Origin of the sequence: Anaerostipes amylophilus, from assembly GCF_025567365.1 — a bacterium.
GTDB classification, from domain to species: domain Bacteria; phylum Bacillota; class Clostridia; order Lachnospirales; family Lachnospiraceae; genus Anaerostipes; species Anaerostipes amylophilus.
This window is the reverse complement of the sequence record NZ_JAOQJG010000001.1, coordinates 151,165-169,157: the sequence shown is the minus strand read 5'-3', so window position 1 is coordinate 169,157 and position 17,993 is coordinate 151,165. Positions and strand designations below refer to the sequence as shown.

Here is a 17,993-nt window from a genome sequence, read left to right as displayed (position 1 = left end):
GTCATTTGGACAAAGTTTGTAAAAATCGAGTCCAAATGACTGACTTTTTTTAATGTTATGTTATAATGAAAACAAAATCATACACAATGCCACAACATTATTCTTTGCAATCTTAAGTTCTAAGATCAGCCATACAATGGAGATGAATTGATTCATGAAAATTAAAATTTTAAAACATCGAAATCCTCAGGAATATAAAGCTTCCCATCATAATATTGTTTACCCTCTGCCAGATATTTTCCCTGACGGTGTTTCATATCTTTATCTTCTGTATGCCACAAAACAAGATTCGGGATATGAAGCGTTTGCGCTAATTCACAGGCATCTTTGACAGTACTGTGATGTTTTTCATAAGGTTTAAAAATATCCCTTTCATCATATACACAAAATGCTTCATGAAGTAACCAGTCAGATCCTTTTACAAACTCGTATAATGATTCACGATATGGCTCATCTCCAGGAAAAGATACTTTTGTTCCATGGTCCATAAGGCAAGTAAAACCAAACTGTTTTTCCTTTGTAGAACCAATATCAAAGAAGGTAAAAGAATCTTCAAGAATCGTGACAGTATCGCTATGTGCAACAACATGGAATAGAATACGCTCATCAAAGTGTTTGTAAAATTTCTTCCCAACCGTAAGTTTTGTAAGCGTTTTGATCGTATCAACCAGTTCTTCATGACAATAGATAGTTAATGTTCCATCGTAAGTACCTTTGTTCATAGAAGTAGCGATCATACGGATCATCCATACCATTCCTAAGATATGATCATTGTGGGCATGTGTCACAAAAATATGATGAATCTTTTCAAGTGGAATTGAAGCTTTATCAAGTTGAGATAAAATACCATTTCCACCTCCAGCATCAACAAGAAAATATTCTTCGCCTTTTTTCATAGCATAGCAAGTGTTATAACAATGAATTGCTTGTGCATTTCCAGTTCCTAAAACAATTAGCTGTTCCATAAAAATCTCCTTTTCTGTTTTGCTTATATAATTATAACCGAAGAAAGAAATGATTTCTACCAATGAAAATAAAATATTATTGCAACAAAAACGAGAAGAATCACAAAAATTATAAAATTATTTGTGCTGACAACCCAAGGTGATCAAACAATAAATATGCTAAAATAACACAAGAAGGGCAATGAAGACCAAGATTTTCATTGCTCTTTTATATTTTCTGAGAAAGACTATAATAAAATAAGAAATATCAGGAGATCGATCCAGATGGAAGCATTAAGGAATTAAATGAATATCTGGCAGGAATTCTTGAATGTAAACCTGAGGAAGTTTATGAAGAGATAGAAGTGCTGTTAAATCATCTGATTCCTAAGAAAGCGTTACATGAGTATGGTGTGAAAGAAGAAGAGTTGGAAGAATTCACAGAAGTTGTTATGACGAAACAGGGAAGATTAATGGCGAATAATTATGTGAAATTGGATCGGGATACGATTTATGGGATTTATAAAACCTTATTTTAATTGCATTATTCAAGAAACAGTATCTAAATCAGAAACTGTGCCATGAATCTTTAAATTTGATCTATGTAGCTTAAACTAAGTATGTCAAATACAAAAGATGTAAGTAAAGATCAGGATATTTTTTGTACACCAGTGTATATGGTTCCTTTTTTATAATATTCCACCAATAATTTCCGCCTTCAAACTACAAATCAGAATTTACTTACCTCCAGATAATCCCGAATAAAAAACGCCACCATCAAATGAAACTTCTCCACCGTATCATCCAACTTCAACTCCCAATGATCCTCGATCACTCGCATCCGATAAGTAATGGTATTTCGATGACAGAACATATTCGAAGCCACATGCTGAATACTCCCGTTACAAAGCAGGTACTGATGCAAAGTTTCCAGATAATTCGTATCATGAATCTGATCATACTCCTCAATATCTTTCAAATACTCATCATGATAAGCAACCAAAAGATTCCGATCATTTACAGAATGAAGAATTTTAAAAAATCCCATTTCCTCAAATCGGGCAATTTCCTGACCTTTATTCACAGCATAAACAAGAGCAGCCAGAGAACGTTGATAACTTGCACCAATCTCACGAAGCATGTGGACAGAACTTCCGATCCCTACATAAATATGAAGCTTTTTAAAAGAATTTTTAAGCGAAGAAACCAAAGAAGACATTTCATCATAAATCTGTATTTCATCCATATCATGAAAAACAAATAAAAAATGATTTTTATAAAAAGCAATATGGATATCCAGATCATTTAACTTCACAAAACTTTCCATCAAAAAAAGCAGACGCAATTTCAGGTCATCAGAAATCACTTTCTTATTACACTTCATTAAAGCAATCTCATAGCAATTGTCCTTCTCAAAATGATTATCTTCCAGAATCCGCAAAGCATCATAATGATGCAGAGAATCATTTTCAATAAAAGACAAAAATGCATCTGTGATCGAAGTATCTTTCTGTGTATCCATAAAGATCCGATTATAATAATCTCTTGTAATATCATAAATATGAACTTCCCAAGGCATGTTGATCAATGGATAGTTGTGTTTGTCGCACAATTCTTTGATCGAATCTGTGATATGATCTGAAAGAATATATTTCCCTGTATTTAAGATCATTCCGCAAGTATGGCTTTGGATCATTGTTTCAATAAACTCATAAAGAGAAGTCTCATCCTGATAGTTGATCCCGGTTGTGATAATAAGTTCTCCGCCCTTCAAAAAATCATGAGTTGAGCTGTCTTCGGAGACATAAACCCAGTTCATGATATGATCGATCCCAGTTTTACCTGCAATCATGGAAAGGTGATATTGATGTTTTGTTTGTGTATATAATTCATTTAATGTAAGAGGCATAAGATTTGCCCTCCTTTATTTGTGTCCTATTCATTTGAAGTCATGTAAAAATAGTCTAACACATTTGATACCATTTGTGCAACGAACACAAAGAATCAAAGGAAAATTGTGATAAAAGAATATAGGAAACTTCAGAAAAATATGTAAAAATACAATCAAAAGGTACAACAAAGGTGTTGAACAAAGCATCCTTGTTGTACTTTTTTTATTTGCAAATGAATGTACAAATAATCATCACTACAAAAACAAAGACAAATCAGAAGATAAGTTTTTAAAATAGAGGAGGATATGAATATGCTAAGAACAGATTTACCAGAGATCATCACTGAAACATTACCAGGACCAAAAGCACAGGCAATCATCGACCGAAGAGAAGCAGTCAATCCATCCGCGATCAAATGCGTTTATCCCGTTGTGATCGAAAAGGGTGAAGGAGCTATGATTCAGGATGTTGATGGAAATAAATTTTTAGACTGGATCGGTGGAGTTGGAGTTTTAAATATCGGTTTTTCACAGCCGGAAGTTGTAGAAGCAGTCAAAGTACAGGCAGAGAAATATTTTCACGGAATGTACAATGTAGTGACTCATGAAGGCTATGTTGCATTATCTGAAAAATTAACACAGATCGCACCGGTCAAAGGTAATAAGAAAAAAGTATTCTTCGCAAATAGTGGTGCTGAAGCAGATGAAAATGCAGTCAAGATCGCGAAAGCATTTACAAAACGACCAAATATCATCGTATTTTCCGGAGCGTTCCATGGAAGAACTTTAATGACAATGTCCATGACATCTAAGAAAGCATATGCCGTTGGAATGGGACCTTTCCCGGATGGTGTTTATCGTGCACAGTTCCCATACTACTATAGAAATCCAGCAGGAATGCCTCAGGAAGCAGCCCTAGATTACTATTTAGATTCTATCAAAGCAGTCTTTGAACAGTGCGGACCAGCAGATACGATCGCAGCGATCGTTGTAGAACCATTACAGGGTGAAGGTGGATTTATCCCAGCACCAATTGAATGGGTCAAAGCGGTCAGAAAGATCTGTGATGAAAATGGAATTTTATTAGTAGCGGACGAAGTTCAGACAGGATTCTGCCGTACAGGTAGAATGTTTGCTACAAACTATTGGGAAGAATCAGGGGTACAGCCTGATATCTTAGCAACAGCCAAATCTATTGCAGCCGGTGTTCCATTATCAGCGATCGTTGCAAGAGAAGAGATCATGGAAGCTTCAGCACCAGGAACGATCGGTGGTACATTCTGTGGCAACGCATTAGCATGTGCAGCAGCCTTAAAGACGATCGAGATCATGGAACGAGATGACATTGCAGGACGTTCTTGTGAGATTGGTGAAAAGGTATCTAAGAGATTCAATGAGTGGAAAGAAAAATATCCAGTGATCGGAGATGTTCGTGGACTTGGAGGAATGATCGGTCTTGAGTTTGTCAAAGATCAGAAAACAAAAGAACCATATCCAGAATTTTCTGCAGCAGTCATCAAAGGATGTGCTCAGAAAGGATTGATGATCGAGGGAGCAGGTACATATGGAAATGTTATCCGATTCCTTGCACCACTCGTTATGACAGATGAACAGTTAGAAGCTGGATTTGATATTTATGAATCTGTGATCAAAGAATTATTAGAGAAATAAAAGCAAAAATAATCAGAGAAAATTGAAAAAATTTATCTAAAAAATTAAACATCTTTTTAATAAGAAGAAACCAGGGTAAAAATGACGAAAAATCTTATTTTTCTGGTTACTTTTGGTAAAAATAGATAAAGAATAAAAAATAAGGTGGCTTGTGTTTGGGAAAAATGTTATAATAAACTTTATAAAGATTTCGCTAAAAGGAGGAAATGTCTATGCATAAGTATGGACCAGTGATCAAGATGTTGTCGCTGGTAACACAGATTGGGATCACGATGTTGACTTCTGTTTTTTTATGCATGGCGATCGGACTGTGGATTGATAAACATTTTTCCACAAATCTGTTTCTTCTTTTTCTGATTCTTGGTATTATGGGAGGAATCAGAGGAGTATATTCTCTGATCCACAATATACTAGAACAGGAAGATATGGAGGAGAAAGATGAGAGATAAATTAAGACAGCTAGACGAGACATACCTGGATCTGATGATCGGAATTCTTCTAGGCGGAGTGTTATCTGCAATTTTGGGTATGATAATAACCAGAGGTGATCTAAGGTATCTGATCGGAGCAGTTGTTGGTCTGATCGCAGCGTGGATCATGATCACGACGATGATGGTAAGTATTCAGAAGTCTGTACAGATGGATACACATCAGGCAAGCAGACATATGATCGTAAGTGCATTGATCCGTTATGTGGTGACACTGGTTGTTTTGTATGTGATGATCAAGCTTAGTATGAGTGCATTTATCGCAGCACTTGTTGGTTTCTTAAGCAGCAAGTTTGCAGCATTTTTACAAAAGCCGGTTCACGAGCATATCACGAAGAAGATCTTGCAGGAATAAAGTGATGATAATAAGCAGAAAAGGAGGTTGTGCGATGGGAATTATGAATGCCCCCATGATGTTGGCAGCATCATCCGGTGATGACGTTGACTTTATGGTGCACGGGCTGATTCCGCTGAAATTTTTCGGGCATAAAGTCTGGATCACGACAACGCATGTGACGACGCTGATCGTTATGGTATTTATCATTGTATTAGCACTGATCGCAAGACATGCAGTTCTTCACGGAGATGAGAAGCCATCAGGACTTCAGAATTTTGTGGAGATGGTCGTAGAGATGCTTGATAATCTGGTCAAGGGAAATATGGGAAGACATTGGCGTCCATTTGTAAATTACATTGGAACGATCATGGTCTTTATCTTTTTCTCCAATACATCGGGATTATTTGGCTTAAGACCACCGACAGCGGACTATGGAACGACGCTTGCATTAGCGTTGATCACATTTGTACTGATCCAGTACAGTGCATTTAAGACGAGTAAATTACATGTATTTACCGATCTTTTCAAACCAATCCCAATCTTATTTCCAATTAACCTGATCGGAGAGTTTGCGACACCGCTTTCTATGTCTCTTCGTTTGTTTGGAAATATTATGGCGGGTACGATCATGATGGCATTGTGGTACGGATTGCTGCCATGGCTTGCGCAGCTAGGTATTCCGGCATTCTTGCATATGTACTTTGATCTGTTCTCCGGAGCGATCCAGACATTTGTATTTGCGATGCTTACGATGACATTTATTACAGATAAGCGGGAAGCTTAAGACAATCTATCAACGATCAAGATAGGAAACTTTAATATGTAGTTCAGGAGGAAAAAACTATGAATATTTCAAGTGAAGCATTTGTATTAGGGTGTTCTGCAATCGGAGCAGGACTGGCACTGATCGCAGGTATCGGACCTGGTATTGGACAGGGATACGCAGCAGGACAGGGTGCAGCAGCAGTAGGACGTAATCCAGGAGCCAAAGGTGATATCACATCTACCATGCTTCTTGGACAGGCGGTAGCAGAGACAACAGGTCTTTATGGTCTGGTTATTGGTTTGATCTTATTATATGCAAATCCACTGTTTGCAAAACTTTAATAAAACAAGCCGAAGGGAGGCCAAGGCGTGGACGGAAGAATATTTGGATTAGATATTCAGCTTGGCTTTGATGTGATTATGCAGGGAATCGCAGTGTTCATCATGTTTGCACTGCTTTCCTATATTTTGTTTGAACCGGTTCGTAAGATCTTAGAAGACCGTAAGAACAGAATTGCAAATGAGATCGATCAGGCAGCAGCCGATCAGGCAGAAGCTGCAAAGTTAAAAGCCGAATACGATCATAAACTAAAAAATGTTGAAAAAGAAGCAGATGCCTTGATGGCACAGGCCAGAAAGAAAGCACTGAAGAGAGAGGAAGAGATTGTTGCAGGAGCCAAAGAAGAGGCCGCAAGGATCATAGAAAGTGCGAATCATGAGGCAGAGCTTGCTAAGATAGGTGCAAGAGATCAGATGAAGCAAGAGATGGTTAAGATGGCAGTTTTAATGGCTGGCAAATTCATCCAGAATCAGATGGACGAAGCAGACCAGAATGCTTTAGTTGATCAGACCTTACAGGAAATGGGTGATAAGACATGGCTTCAAGAGTAGATAAAATTTACGGGGATGCCTATATTTCTGTGAAAACAGATGAGGACGCTCTTATCGAAGCTTTAGAAGAAGCGAAAGCAGTGAAAGAAATCTTAGATTCCAACACAGATTTCGTAAACTTCTTAAATCATCCCCAGATCACAAAGGAAGAGAAGATGGAGGCAGCAAAGAACGTTTTTAACGGCCGGGTTTCTGATGATATGACAGGATTTTTAATGATCATCATCAAGAAAGGGCGTTTTAAAGAATTTGATGGAATTTTTACTTACATCATTTCTAATATCAAACGTCAGTTAGGAATCGGAGCCTTACATGTAACGTCAGCGACGCCGCTGTCACAAGAACAAAAAGACAAGATCTTAAAGAAAGTCATCAATTCTTCAGAATACAAGAAGTTAGAGGTGACTTATGAGACAGATAAAGATATCATTGGTGGATTGATCCTTTGTATGGATGATCGGATTGTGGATAATTCTATCCGTACAAAGCTTGATTCGATGGGAAGATATCTGTCACAAATACAACTATAGAACAGGAGGAAGATAAGCCCCATGAATTTAAGACCAGAAGAGATCAGTTCAGTTATCAAAGAACAGATCAAACAATATTCAACAAAGCTTGAAACCTCTGATATTGGAACGGTAATACAGGTTGCTGACGGAATCGCCAGAATCCATGGACTTGAGAAAGCGATGCAGGGAGAACTGCTCGAATTTCCGGGAGAAGTCTATGGAATGGTATTAAACTTAGAAGAGGACAACGTAGGTGCAGTTCTCTTAGGTGACCGTAGAAATATTAACGAAGGCGATATTGTCAAGACAACGGGCCGCGTGGTAGAAGTGCCGGTTGGAGATCAACTGACAGGACGTGTCGTAAACTCCTTAGGACAGCCAATTGACAATAAAGGTCCGATCGAGACAGATAAATATCGTCCAATTGAAAGAGTTGCGTCAGGAGTTATCTCAAGAAAATCCGTAGATACTCCGATTCAGACAGGAATCAAAGCGATCGATGCGATGGTACCGATCGGAAGAGGACAGCGTGAGTTGATCATCGGTGACAGACAGACCGGTAAGACAGCGATCGCGATCGATACGATCATTAATCAGAAAGGACAGGGTGTTCACTGTATTTATGTAGCGATCGGCCAGAAAGCATCCACAGTTGCCAATATTGTAAAGACTTTAGAAGAATTTGGCGCAATGGATTATACAACGGTTGTAGCGTCTACAGCCAGTGAATTAGCACCACTTCAGTATATCGCACCATATGCAGGATGTGCGATCGGTGAAGAATGGATGGAGAGAGGAGAAGATGTATTAGTTGTATATGATGACTTAAGCAAACATGCAACTGCATACCGTACACTTTCCTTACTTCTTCGTAGACCACCTGGACGTGAAGCTTATCCTGGAGATGTCTTCTATTTACATTCCAGATTATTAGAGCGTGCAGCCAGATTATCCGATGAATTAGGTGGAGGATCTCTAACAGCCCTTCCGATCATCGAGACACAGGCAGGTGATGTATCTGCATACATCCCAACGAACGTTATTTCCATCACAGATGGACAGATCTATCTGGAAACAGAGATGTTTAACGCAGGTTTCAGACCAGCGATCAATGCCGGACTTTCAGTATCACGAGTTGGAGGATCTGCACAGATCAAAGCGATGAAGAAGATCGCAGGACCAATCCGTACAGACCTTGCACAGTATCGTGAGCTGGCAGCATTTGCTCAGTTTGGATCAGAACTTGATGATGATACAAAAGAGCGATTAGATCAGGGTGAGAGAATCAGGGAAGTTTTAAAACAGCCACAGTATCAGCCATTAGCGGTTGAGAAGCAGGTTGTGATCATCTACGCAGCAGTCAAGAAATATCTCTTAGACTTGGCAGTAGATCAGATCCTTGATTTCCAGAAAGAATTATTTGACTTGATCGATACGAAATATCCAGAGATCTTTACAAGCATTGCCGAGACGAAAGTCATGGATGATGCGACCGAAGAGAAACTGATCAAAGCGATCAATGAAGCAAAAGAATCATTTAGAAAGTAAGGTGATCTGTCATGGCATCAATAATTGATATTAAAAGACGAAAAGCCAGCGTCGAAAGTACCGGACAGATCACAAAAGCGATGAAACTGGTATCCACGGTAAAACTGCAGAGAGCAAAGCAGAGAGCAGACGAGTCCAAAGCATACTTTAATAAGATGTATGAGACAGTAAGCTCGATCCTTGCCAAGGCAGGTAATATCAATCATCCGTATTTACAGGAAAATGGTTCCACAAAGAAAGGGATCATTACCATTTCATCCAACCGTGGATTAGCAGGAGGATATAATAACAATATCGTGAAACTGATCCGGGACAGCGGTATGAACAAAGAAGATATCATGATCTATGCGGTAGGACACAAAGCGATGGATACGTTAAAACATCGTGGGTATGAGATCGTTTCCGATGATTCAGAGATGATCAACGAGCCAGTCTATGATGATGCCAGAATCTTAGGAGAGAAACTTCTAAAAGCTTTTGAAGATGGAGAGATCGGTGAGATCTATCTGGCATACACAGATTTTAAAAATACCGTGGTTCATGAACCAAAACTTGTAAAATTACTTCCGATTGAGAGCAATATAGAAAGTAAGGAAGAAGAAAAAGAAAGCAAGGCTCCAATGAATTTTGAGCCGGAGCCGGAAGAAGCTTTATCCTTACTGATTCCAAAGTATATCTGCAGCATGATCTATGGAGCCTTAGTCACATCCGTAGCGAGTGAGAATGGAGCCAGAATGCAGGCAATGGATTCAGCAACAAGTAATGCAGAAGAGATGATCTCAAGCTTAGAACTTGCATACAACCGAGCAAGACAGGGAGCGATCACACAAGAATTAACAGAGATCATTTCAGGAGCCGAGGCCCTGAAGTGATGGACTCGATATAAGAAGCAGGAGGAAATAACATGGCAGATAATCGTACAGGAAAGATTACACAGGTCATCGGTGCGGTTCTGGATATCAAGTTTAGCAGTGATAACCTGCCAGAGATCAACGATGCGATCGATATCCAGACAAGAGACGGCGGAAAACTTGTCGTTGAAGTTGCACAGCACCTGGGTGATGACACCGTAAGATGTATCGCAATGGGACCAACCGACGGATTAGTCCGTGGAATGGAAGCACAGGCTACAGGCGGACCGATCTCCGTTCCTGTAGGAGAAGCAACCTTAGGACGAATCTTTAACGTGCTGGGAGATCCTATTGATAATAAACCGGCACCAGAAGGAGCCGACCGTTTACCAATCCACAGAAAAGCACCGGAATTTTCAGAACAATCTACAGAGACAGAAGTTCTGGAAACAGGGATCAAGGTCGTTGACCTTCTCTGCCCATACCAGAAGGGTGGAAAGATCGGTCTGTTTGGTGGTGCGGGAGTAGGAAAAACTGTACTGATCCAGGAACTGATCCGAAATATCGCCACAGAGCATGGAGGATATTCCGTATTTACTGGAGTAGGAGAACGTACTCGTGAAGGAAATGACCTTTACACAGAGATGAGTGAATCAGGTGTTATCGACAAGACCGCCATGGTCTTCGGACAGATGAACGAACCACCTGGAGCCCGTATGAGAGTAGGGCTTACTGGACTTACGATCGCAGAAGATTTCCGTGACCGTGGAGGAAAAGACGTCTTATTATTTATCGACAACATTTTCCGTTTCACACAGGCAGGATCCGAGGTATCCGCCTTACTTGGACGAGTGCCAAGTGCGGTAGGTTACCAGCCAACACTGCAGACAGAGATGGGTGCTTTACAGGAACGTATCACATCCACAAAGAATGGATCGATCACATCCGTACAGGCAGTCTATGTGCCAGCCGATGACTTAACCGACCCGGCACCAGCAACAACATTTGCCCATCTGGATGCGACAACCGTACTATCCCGTGCAATCTCAGAAATGGGAATCTATCCAGCAGTAGATCCATTGGAATCCACATCAAGAATCCTAGATCCAAAAGTTGTTGGAGAAGAACACTACAAAGTCGCACGAGGCGTACAGGAGATTCTGCAAAAATATAAAGAATTACAGGATATCATCGCAATCTTAGGAATGGATGAACTTTCTGAAGACGAGAAACTGGTCGTAGACCGCGCAAGAAAGGTACAAAGATTCCTGTCTCAGCCATTCTTCGTAGCCGAACAGTTTACAGGAAAACCAGGGCAGTATGTATCCTTAAGCGATACGATCCAGGGATTTAAGGAAATCTTAGAAGGAAAACACGATGAGATTCCAGAAGGAATGTTCTTAAATGCAGGAACCATCGAAGAAGTTGTAGAACGTTTTGCAGCAAGAAATAAGTAGGTGATCCTATGGCTGAAAACACAATGAAATTAGAAGTCATTACACCAGAACGCTCATTTTATACAGGAGATGTCACATTCGTTGAGTTAAATACAACCGAAGGAGAAGTCGGAATCTACGCAAGACACATTCCGATGACGATGATCATCGCACCTGGAGTCTTAACGATCACAGAAGAAGACGGAACCAAGAAGAAAGCGGCATTACTAAAAGGATTCGTGGAAGTCACAGAAACAACCATGAGTATCCTGGCAGAAGTCGCAGAATGGCCGGAAGATATCAATGTTGAACGTGCAAAGAAAGCGGAAGAGAGAGCAAGAAAGAGACTCGAAGCTAAGAGCGCAGATATTGATATTGCAAGGGCAGAGTTGGCACTTAAGAGAGCGTTAGTTCGTAAGGGATTGAAAGCATAAAGTAAATTTGAATATGTGTAAAAAGATTCTAGGCAGATTGGTTGCTTAGAATCTTTTTATTATTCTTCATCTTGAGTTCCAATAAACAAACAAATATTCATAAAAATAAACATTATAATTGTGTGTGTAGTGATAAAGTTATATTTGAATACTAAACAATATATTAAATTAAATAATAAGTAACTTCCATCAACAATAAAAAAATGCCTTATTCTTTTATTGTGAAATAAATTTTTCATTACTAATGCCCCCAACGTTTTGACCAAGTTAAAGTTTTATTATCTATATTGTCTATGGATTCATCAGAAATATGATAGTTTGTTTGATATTCTTCTTTAGTAGATTTGATCAAATTATTATTTTCATCTACTTTTGTTTTTAAAGTATTAGTAACCCAATCTCCATTGACTATTTTTGAATTTTCAATGTATAAAAATTTTTGATTATCAATCGTCATATAATATTTTATATATAGTGATTGATCAGAAATATTTTCTTCTAAAACTTTAATAGGTGAATTAGGTATGTTTTCTGATTCGTCTGCAGATACACGTTGTAGTGATGATAATAACATAGATAAAACCAATGTAGATATCATATATATATATATAACACTTTTTTAATTATTTGTTTCATTAATTCCTACCTCCACTTAAGTATTAGTTATTTATAACTAACTATATCGTATGAAATATTTAATTTCTTGTCAATTGTATTTTGTATTTATTAACAAGAAATTAACAAGTGTGTTATGTAATACATTTGGAAACATATTCCAAATGTATTACATAATGCGTATGCTATAATGCCAGTAGGCAGAATGAAATGAATAGTCCGTAAGGGCAAACGAAAAGCACCAGAGATTAGGCCCTCTGGTGCTTTTCTATTCCGTTTTGGCAAAGGTAGCTTATTCCTTAGGCTGATTGTCTTTTACTCGTCTCCGTCCAACTATTTGTAAATGAAGTAGGCAAGCACATTCGCCATGACGAAGAGAAATTGTAGATACAATGGAATAAAAGAAAATTTTGAGAAGATATAGTCATGGGAATATGGGTATATCTTCTTATTTGATTTCTAAAGATAAGTGTTATTTTGCGTTGCATATAAAATAACCAGATAGTAAAATATGAACAAAAGGTAAGATTAAATGCGGAAAGGAAGGAACCTCATGCAAAAGAAACTTCCAATCGGAATTGAAAACTTCGAAGATATGATAAAAGAAAACTATTACTATGTAGATAAAACAGGATTGATAAAACAATTACTAAATGAACATGGTTTAGTCAATCTATTCACAAGAACAAGAAGATTCGGAAAATCCTTAAATATGAGTATGTTAAAATATTTCTTTGAAATTTTCGAACAAACAAAGAAATGGTATGACGGTTACCGCTTCGGAAATACAGATATCTACTGCCCATGGGATGTGATCAATCACTGCCGAGCATTAAAAATAGAACCAGATGCAACACCACAGCCATACTGGATCAATACAAGCGGAAACTATATCGTAAAACGATTTATAGAAAAAGCAAACCAACAAACAAGAAGAGAAATCGAGCAATTGATCGAAGGAAAAGCAATCCAGAAAGAAATCAGATTAGAACTAACATACAACGAACTAGACAGCACGATCGAAAATCTCTGGAGTGTACTTTTCGCAACAGGCTACCTTACCAAACAGGGAAAACCACAAGAAAAGACGAAAACCGCTTAAAAGATTTCTGCAAAGCATGCAAAAAGGCACTAAAACAGATCAAAGAAAAACACTACGATCAGAAATTAGAAGAAGAAGGATATGAAACAATATTAAACTACGGAATTGCCTGCTATAAGAAACGATGTAAAGTCATGGTAGATAAATGATAAAAAAGGACACTTTTGAAATTTAATCAAAAGTGTCCTTTTTATAATAAAATTATTTATGCCTCAATCATATCCGCAATGTACTGCTCTATATGTTCTCTCGGAACATTCAGCACAAACGAAAGTTCGGAAAAAAGCATATATTCAGCTAATTTAAAATACCTCTCATCAGTAGAAGAAAGCTTTTTACCCTGTTCGGCACGTTCCTGCTTGCGGCTATATATTAATTTTAGAATACTTGCAATCTTTTCATTATCACCGCTTAATATTACGGCCTTATATTCCTCCTCGATCAATTTACGCGCATAAGCAGTAGTCTCCCCATTATGATTAGAGAAAATAACCGTTTGTGTAAGACATGCTTTCTGAATTCGTTTCATATCACTTTACCTCCAATTTATAATTCTAAAGAAACTAAAGTAAATCTGACAGAAAAAAGACTGCTTCACTCGGTAACATTCGAATGAAACAGTCTTTTTTTCATGTAAATCGTACTCGGTTTATATGACTATTTTATCATTTTTCGAAAAATTTTGTAAGTAAATTTTATCATGAATTTTACATGACAATAAATATTATAATAACAAATATAGTGAATAATACACAGTTTCCACCAATACCCTTCAGTGTATGTAGATAAACAATAAAATAACACCTTCCGTGAAACGATAGAATTTTATAGGATTTTTTACAAGCTCGCAGCCGTGCTTGGTGCAATGTTTGAGCGAAGCGAGTTTTGCAAGGAAAGCCGGCGAATCAGCGGCTTGTAAAAAATCCGTCATAAAATTCGTGTTTCACGGAAGGTGTTATTTTATTGTTTATCTACATACATCGACAGCCTATGGCTAACAATTATTTATTCGCCAAATTATTATTCTGATACCGAGAATCAAACGTAACCTCATCATCAAACCATTCAGGCCCCTCATATTCCACAGCAACTTCCTCACTAGGGAATTCCACCTCGGCCATTACAAGTCCCTCATACTCTCCATGAAAGACATCCAGTTCAATAATAAATCCATGTTCATCCGGAATCTTATAACGAGTCTTGGAAATTAAAATCCCATCCACCTTTGGAAGCAGGTGTTCATAAGCTGCCTTATCAAGTGGAAATTCATGTTCGGTTCTAGCCATCAATCCCTTACTCTTAAAAGTTAAGAAATACTGCTTATTCATCCTGCGGATACGAATGACAGGTTCCATGCAAAGATAGCCCTGCTCAATCTCAGAGTGTGGATAAGAATCCAGATTATCAGGTAAGTTGTGGACGATAAATTTTCTTTCGATTTCCATGAGCATTTCCTCCTTGAAGTGCAGATCCTAAGCCTCTTAAGGCCTCATACTTTTTCTTTATTATACCCATCGTCTATGATATAATCAACAAAGATTCGAGAAAAAAGACAAAGGAGATGAATATAAATGCGTTTAAGAAATGTACCAGGAGCGAGAGAAACAATTATTGAAAACCAGTTTTCCATCCAAGAGCCAGAACAGAAGAAAGGAAAATGGGCAGAGGTATTTGGAAATGATCATCCGATCCACATCGAAGTAGGAATGGGAAAAGGACAGTTTATCATAGAAATGGCAAAAAGAAATCCAGAGATCAACTATATCGGAATTGAGAAATATTCTAGCGTGCTAGTAAGAGCCGTAGAGAAATTAGAAGACTTTGAACAGAACAATCTTCGCCTGATCCGTATGGATGCAGAGAATATTGAAGAAGTTTTTGATAAAGATGAAGTAGACAGAATCTACTTAAACTTCTCCGATCCATGGCCAAAAGACCGACATGCAAAGAGAAGACTGACATCCACAAGATTTTTAGAACGATACAATAACATTTTGACACCAGAAGGAAGAGTCATGTTTAAGACAGACAATAAAGATTTGTTTGACTTCTCCTTAGAACAGGTAGAAGAAGCAGGATGGATCTTAGAAAATCACACATATGATCTTCATCATAGTGAATATAATGAAGGAAATGTCATGACAGAATATGAAGAGAAATTCTCCGCCAAAGGAAATCCAATCTGCCGTTTAGTAGCATATCGTCATGCAAAGTAAAAGGATTGCATAAAATAAACAAAAAGTGGTAATATAATCATGAAACAAGGAAAGTTTCGATGCAAGATCCAGTTATTTTTATATTTGCATCCATGTATAAACCGATGGATCTGCAGATTTTATGAATCATTAGAAGAAGCAAAACGATGTTTAAATAAATAGCAAAGGATAGGTGAATGATTATGGAATATACATTTACAAGTGAAAATTTCGAAGAAGAAGTATTAAAAAGTGATGTACCAGTCTTAGTTGATATGTTTGCAACATGGTGTGGACCTTGCAAGATGATGGCTCCAGTCGTTGCACAGCTTGCCGAAGAATATAAAGGATCTGTAAAGGTTGGAAAGCTTGATATCGATCAGAATGTGGATATCGTGGCACAGTACAAGATCATGTCAGTTCCAACATTTTTAGTGATCAAAGATGGAGAGGTAGTTAAAAAACTGATCGGTGCAGTATCTAAAGAAGAATTAGTTGAAGCGATCGGTCAGGCAAAGTAGTACGATGAATATATTAAATATTGAACATATCAGCAAAATTTATGGAGAGAAAGTTATTTTTGATGACGTATCTCTTGGAATCCACAGCGGTGATAAGATTGGTGTGATCGGGGTCAATGGTACAGGAAAGACTACATTATTAAAAATTATCGCCAAGATCAATGAGCCAGACAAAGGCCAGATCATCTGTGGAAATGGAATCCGTGTATCCTATCTTCCGCAGAATCCAGAATTCCCGAAGAAACAAAGTATTTTGGAATATGTGATGGATGGAAAAGAACATCAGGACTGGAAGACAGAGAGTGAAGCAAAGACAATTCTTACAAAGCTGGGAATCTATGATTTTGACGAAGGATGCGATCATTTATCCGGAGGTCAGAAGAAGAGAGTTGCACTTGCAAGAACTTTAGTAGATCCGACAGAAGTCCTGATCCTTGATGAGCCGACCAACCACTTGGATAACGATATGGTTTTGTGGTTGGAAGAATTCTTAAACAGCTTCCGCGGCGTATTGATCATGGTAACTCATGACCGCTATTTCTTAGACCGCGTCACAAATAAGATTGTAGAGATTGATAAAGGAAAGCTTTACGAATATGACACAAACTATTCAGGATTTGTAGAATTAAAAGTCCAGCGTGAAGAGATGGAATTAGCGACAGAACGCAAACGTCAGAGTTTACTCCGTGTGGAAATGGAATGGATGAAGCAGGGAATCAAGGCAAGAGGAACAAGACAGAGAGCAAGAACCGAACGTTTTGAGGAACTTAAGAATGCCAAAGGTCCATCTATGCAGCAAAATGTCGAAATGGATTCCATAAGCAGCCGTCTTGGAAAGACAACGATCGAGTTAGAACACATTTCCAAAGGATTCGGTGATAAACATCTGATCAACGATTTCTCTTATATTTTCCTAAGAGATGATCGAATCGGATTTATCGGACCAAATGGATGTGGAAAATCAACGTTAATGAAGATGATCATGGGGATTTTAAAGCCAGATGAAGGAAATATCACGATCGGAGACACTGTAAAGATTGGATATTTTGCACAGGAGAATGAAGATATGACTGGAGATATCCGTGTCATTGATTATATTAAAAATGTTGCAGAATACATCCAGACAACAAAAGGGCAGGCAAGTGCATCCCAGATGTTAGATCGCTTCCTGTTTCCACCAGAACTTCAGTACACACCGCTGGATAAACTTTCAGGTGGAGAACAGAGACGACTCTACTTGTTAAAAGTACTGATGGAAGCACCGAATGTTCTGATCCTTGATGAGCCGACCAATGATCTTGATATCCAGACATTAACGATCCTTGAGGATTATCTGGATACCTTCGCAGGAATCGTGATCACGGTATCCCATGACCGCTATTTCCTTGATCGTATTGTAAACCGTATCTTTGCATTTGAAGAAGGCGGACATTTAAAACAATACGAAGGTGGATATACAGATTATCTTGAAAAAGTAAAACCTGCAGCCAAACCAGAAAAAAGCAAACCAGCGAAAAAAGAAAACAACGGAAAGAAATTCCAGAAAGAACATCAAAAGAAGCTTAAATTTACATACAAAGAACAAAAAGAATTTGAAACGATCGATGATGATATCGCCAAACTGGAAGAGAAGTTAGAGCAGTTAGACGAAGAGATCATGGAAAATGCAACGAATTCTGGAAAGTTAGCAGAACTGACGGAGCAGAAAGAATCTGCACAAGCGGAATTAGATGAGAAAATGGATCGTTGGGTATATTTAAATGATCTGGCAGAACAGATAGCAAATCAATGA

The 17,993-nt window shown here is 38.2% G+C and carries 20 protein-coding genes and 1 pseudogene; 16 read left to right on the top strand and 5 right to left on the bottom strand.

Annotated features, from left to right (window positions below; all coding sequences use genetic code 11):
- Window positions 1-161: 161 nt before the first annotated feature.
- Window positions 162-965 (bottom strand): MBL fold metallo-hydrolase, encoded by an 804-nt coding sequence (locus OCV53_RS00870; RefSeq protein WP_022374467.1) that lies wholly within the window; start codon window positions 963-965, stop codon window positions 162-164.
- 254 nt (window positions 966-1,219) lie between these two features.
- On the opposite strand from OCV53_RS00870, the gene OCV53_RS12225 reads away from it, so the two are divergent.
- Window positions 1,220-1,483 (top strand): dehydroquinate synthase/iron-containing alcohol dehydrogenase family protein, encoded by a 264-nt coding sequence (locus tag OCV53_RS12225; protein ID WP_442876872.1) that lies wholly within the window; start codon window positions 1,220-1,222, stop codon window positions 1,481-1,483.
- A 191-nt stretch (window positions 1,484-1,674) separates the two neighbouring features.
- On the opposite strand, the gene OCV53_RS00860 is transcribed toward OCV53_RS12225, so the two are convergent.
- A complete protein-coding gene (locus tag OCV53_RS00860) occupies window positions 1,675-2,853 on the bottom strand; it encodes a PucR family transcriptional regulator ligand-binding domain-containing protein (protein ID WP_055196292.1) in 1,179 nt (392 codons plus the stop codon).
- Window positions 2,854-3,147: 294 nt separating this feature from the next.
- Here OCV53_RS00860 and OCV53_RS00855 point away from each other — a divergent pair, with 294 nt between their 5' ends.
- From OCV53_RS00855 to atpC, 11 genes are all read left to right on the top strand, one after another.
- Entirely contained in the window at window positions 3,148-4,506 is a 1,359-nt protein-coding gene (locus tag OCV53_RS00855) for an aspartate aminotransferase family protein (RefSeq protein ID WP_055196291.1), read from the top strand.
- 212 nt (window positions 4,507-4,718) lie between these two features.
- Entirely contained in the window at window positions 4,719-4,955 is a 237-nt protein-coding gene (locus OCV53_RS00850; protein WP_022374471.1) for an AtpZ/AtpI family protein, read from the top strand.
- Complete coding sequence (locus OCV53_RS00845; protein WP_022374472.1) at window positions 4,945-5,349, top strand: ATP synthase subunit I; 405 nt, start codon at window positions 4,945-4,947, stop codon at window positions 5,347-5,349. Before OCV53_RS00850 ends, OCV53_RS00845 begins: the two co-directional genes overlap by 11 nt.
- Before the next feature lie 34 nt (window positions 5,350-5,383).
- Window positions 5,384-6,115: a F0F1 ATP synthase subunit A gene (atpB, locus tag OCV53_RS00840; RefSeq protein ID WP_055196289.1), complete on the top strand. Its 732-nt coding sequence runs from the start codon at window positions 5,384-5,386 to the stop codon at window positions 6,113-6,115.
- Window positions 6,116-6,174: 59 nt separating this feature from the next.
- Window positions 6,175-6,438: an ATP synthase F0 subunit C gene (gene atpE / locus OCV53_RS00835; RefSeq protein ID WP_055196288.1), complete on the top strand. Its 264-nt coding sequence runs from the start codon at window positions 6,175-6,177 to the stop codon at window positions 6,436-6,438.
- 27 nt (window positions 6,439-6,465) lie between these two features.
- Complete coding sequence (gene atpF, locus OCV53_RS00830) at window positions 6,466-6,987, top strand: F0F1 ATP synthase subunit B (RefSeq protein ID WP_081019862.1); 522 nt, start codon at window positions 6,466-6,468, stop codon at window positions 6,985-6,987.
- Window positions 6,972-7,517, top strand: a complete 546-nt coding sequence (gene atpH, locus OCV53_RS00825) for an ATP synthase F1 subunit delta (protein ID WP_055196287.1) — start codon at window positions 6,972-6,974, stop codon at window positions 7,515-7,517. The genes atpF and atpH overlap by 16 nt, the downstream gene beginning before the upstream one ends.
- Window positions 7,518-7,538: 21 nt before the next feature.
- Window positions 7,539-9,047, top strand: coding sequence for a F0F1 ATP synthase subunit alpha (atpA, locus tag OCV53_RS00820; protein WP_055196286.1), 1,509 nt, complete (start codon window positions 7,539-7,541; stop codon window positions 9,045-9,047).
- Between the two features lie 11 nt (window positions 9,048-9,058).
- Entirely contained in the window at window positions 9,059-9,919 is an 861-nt protein-coding gene (gene atpG, locus OCV53_RS00815) for an ATP synthase F1 subunit gamma (RefSeq protein ID WP_055196285.1), read from the top strand.
- A 32-nt stretch (window positions 9,920-9,951) separates the two neighbouring features.
- Window positions 9,952-11,355, top strand: a complete 1,404-nt coding sequence (gene atpD / locus OCV53_RS00810; RefSeq protein WP_055196284.1) for a F0F1 ATP synthase subunit beta — start codon at window positions 9,952-9,954, stop codon at window positions 11,353-11,355.
- Window positions 11,356-11,363: 8 nt separating this feature from the next.
- The gene (gene atpC, locus OCV53_RS00805) at window positions 11,364-11,768 is read left to right on the top strand and encodes an ATP synthase F1 subunit epsilon (RefSeq protein WP_055196283.1); all 405 of its coding nucleotides are present in this window, start codon (window positions 11,364-11,366) and stop codon (window positions 11,766-11,768) included.
- 241 nt (window positions 11,769-12,009) lie between these two features.
- Here the strand turns inward: atpC and OCV53_RS00800 are convergent, their stop codons facing one another.
- Window positions 12,010-12,342 carry a hypothetical protein gene (locus OCV53_RS00800; RefSeq protein ID WP_242852076.1) on the bottom strand — a complete coding sequence of 111 codons (333 nt, stop codon included), beginning with the start codon at window positions 12,340-12,342 and terminating at the stop codon, window positions 12,010-12,012.
- 573 nt (window positions 12,343-12,915) lie between these two features.
- Between OCV53_RS00800 and OCV53_RS00795 the strand changes: the two are divergent.
- Window positions 12,916-13,458 (top strand): annotated as a pseudogene (locus tag OCV53_RS00795) (AAA family ATPase); the annotation flags it as partial.
- 232 nt (window positions 13,459-13,690) lie between these two features.
- Here the strand turns inward: OCV53_RS00795 and OCV53_RS00790 are convergent.
- Together OCV53_RS00790 and OCV53_RS00785 are read right to left on the bottom strand one after the other, a co-directional pair.
- Window positions 13,691-14,014 carry a hypothetical protein gene (locus OCV53_RS00790; protein ID WP_055196281.1) on the bottom strand — a complete coding sequence of 108 codons (324 nt, stop codon included), beginning with the start codon at window positions 14,012-14,014 and terminating at the stop codon, window positions 13,691-13,693.
- A 472-nt stretch (window positions 14,015-14,486) separates the two neighbouring features.
- The gene (locus tag OCV53_RS00785; protein WP_081019860.1) at window positions 14,487-14,936 is read right to left on the bottom strand and encodes a CYTH domain-containing protein; all 450 of its coding nucleotides are present in this window, start codon (window positions 14,934-14,936) and stop codon (window positions 14,487-14,489) included.
- Window positions 14,937-15,056: 120 nt separating this feature from the next.
- Here OCV53_RS00785 and trmB point away from each other — a divergent pair, with 120 nt between their 5' ends.
- The 3 genes from trmB to OCV53_RS00770 all read left to right on the top strand — a co-directional run bounded on the left by trmB (window position 15,057) and on the right by OCV53_RS00770 (window position 17,993).
- On the top strand, window positions 15,057-15,701 hold the full coding sequence (gene trmB / locus OCV53_RS00780) for a tRNA (guanosine(46)-N7)-methyltransferase TrmB (RefSeq protein WP_055196280.1): 645 nt from the start codon (window positions 15,057-15,059) through the stop codon (window positions 15,699-15,701).
- A 182-nt stretch (window positions 15,702-15,883) separates the two neighbouring features.
- Window positions 15,884-16,201, top strand: a complete 318-nt coding sequence (gene trxA, locus OCV53_RS00775; protein ID WP_055196456.1) for a thioredoxin — start codon at window positions 15,884-15,886, stop codon at window positions 16,199-16,201.
- Between the two features lie 4 nt (window positions 16,202-16,205).
- Entirely contained in the window at window positions 16,206-17,993 is a 1,788-nt protein-coding gene (locus tag OCV53_RS00770; RefSeq protein WP_055196279.1) for an ABC-F family ATP-binding cassette domain-containing protein, read from the top strand.

Bases quoted from the DNA above. Each gene is read 5' to 3' on its own strand.
- OCV53_RS00870 (WP_022374467.1), bottom strand. From the start codon at position 965: ATGGAACAGCTAATTGTTTTAGGAACTGGAAATGCACAAGCAATTCAT.
- OCV53_RS00860 (WP_055196292.1), bottom strand. From the start codon at position 2,853: ATGCCTCTTACATTAAATGAATTATATACACAAACAAAACATCAATAT.
- OCV53_RS00855 (WP_055196291.1), top strand. From the start codon at position 3,148: ATGCTAAGAACAGATTTACCAGAGATCATCACTGAAACATTACCAGGA.
- OCV53_RS00850 (WP_022374471.1), top strand. From the start codon at position 4,719: ATGCATAAGTATGGACCAGTGATCAAGATGTTGTCGCTGGTAACACAG.
- OCV53_RS00845 (WP_022374472.1), top strand. From the start codon at position 4,945: ATGAGAGATAAATTAAGACAGCTAGACGAGACATACCTGGATCTGATG.
- atpB (WP_055196289.1), top strand. From the start codon at position 5,384: ATGGGAATTATGAATGCCCCCATGATGTTGGCAGCATCATCCGGTGAT.
- atpE (WP_055196288.1), top strand. From the start codon at position 6,175: ATGAATATTTCAAGTGAAGCATTTGTATTAGGGTGTTCTGCAATCGGA.
- atpH (WP_055196287.1), top strand. From the start codon at position 6,972: ATGGCTTCAAGAGTAGATAAAATTTACGGGGATGCCTATATTTCTGTG.
- atpA (WP_055196286.1), top strand. From the start codon at position 7,539: ATGAATTTAAGACCAGAAGAGATCAGTTCAGTTATCAAAGAACAGATC.
- atpG (WP_055196285.1), top strand. From the start codon at position 9,059: ATGGCATCAATAATTGATATTAAAAGACGAAAAGCCAGCGTCGAAAGT.
- atpD (WP_055196284.1), top strand. From the start codon at position 9,952: ATGGCAGATAATCGTACAGGAAAGATTACACAGGTCATCGGTGCGGTT.
- atpC (WP_055196283.1), top strand. From the start codon at position 11,364: ATGGCTGAAAACACAATGAAATTAGAAGTCATTACACCAGAACGCTCA.
- OCV53_RS00800 (WP_242852076.1), bottom strand. From the start codon at position 12,342: ATGTTATTATCATCACTACAACGTGTATCTGCAGACGAATCAGAAAAC.
- OCV53_RS00790 (WP_055196281.1), bottom strand. From the start codon at position 14,014: ATGAAACGAATTCAGAAAGCATGTCTTACACAAACGGTTATTTTCTCT.
- OCV53_RS00785 (WP_081019860.1), bottom strand. From the start codon at position 14,936: ATGCTCATGGAAATCGAAAGAAAATTTATCGTCCACAACTTACCTGAT.
- trmB (WP_055196280.1), top strand. From the start codon at position 15,057: ATGCGTTTAAGAAATGTACCAGGAGCGAGAGAAACAATTATTGAAAAC.
- trxA (WP_055196456.1), top strand. From the start codon at position 15,884: ATGGAATATACATTTACAAGTGAAAATTTCGAAGAAGAAGTATTAAAA.
- OCV53_RS00770 (WP_055196279.1), top strand. From the start codon at position 16,206: ATGAATATATTAAATATTGAACATATCAGCAAAATTTATGGAGAGAAA.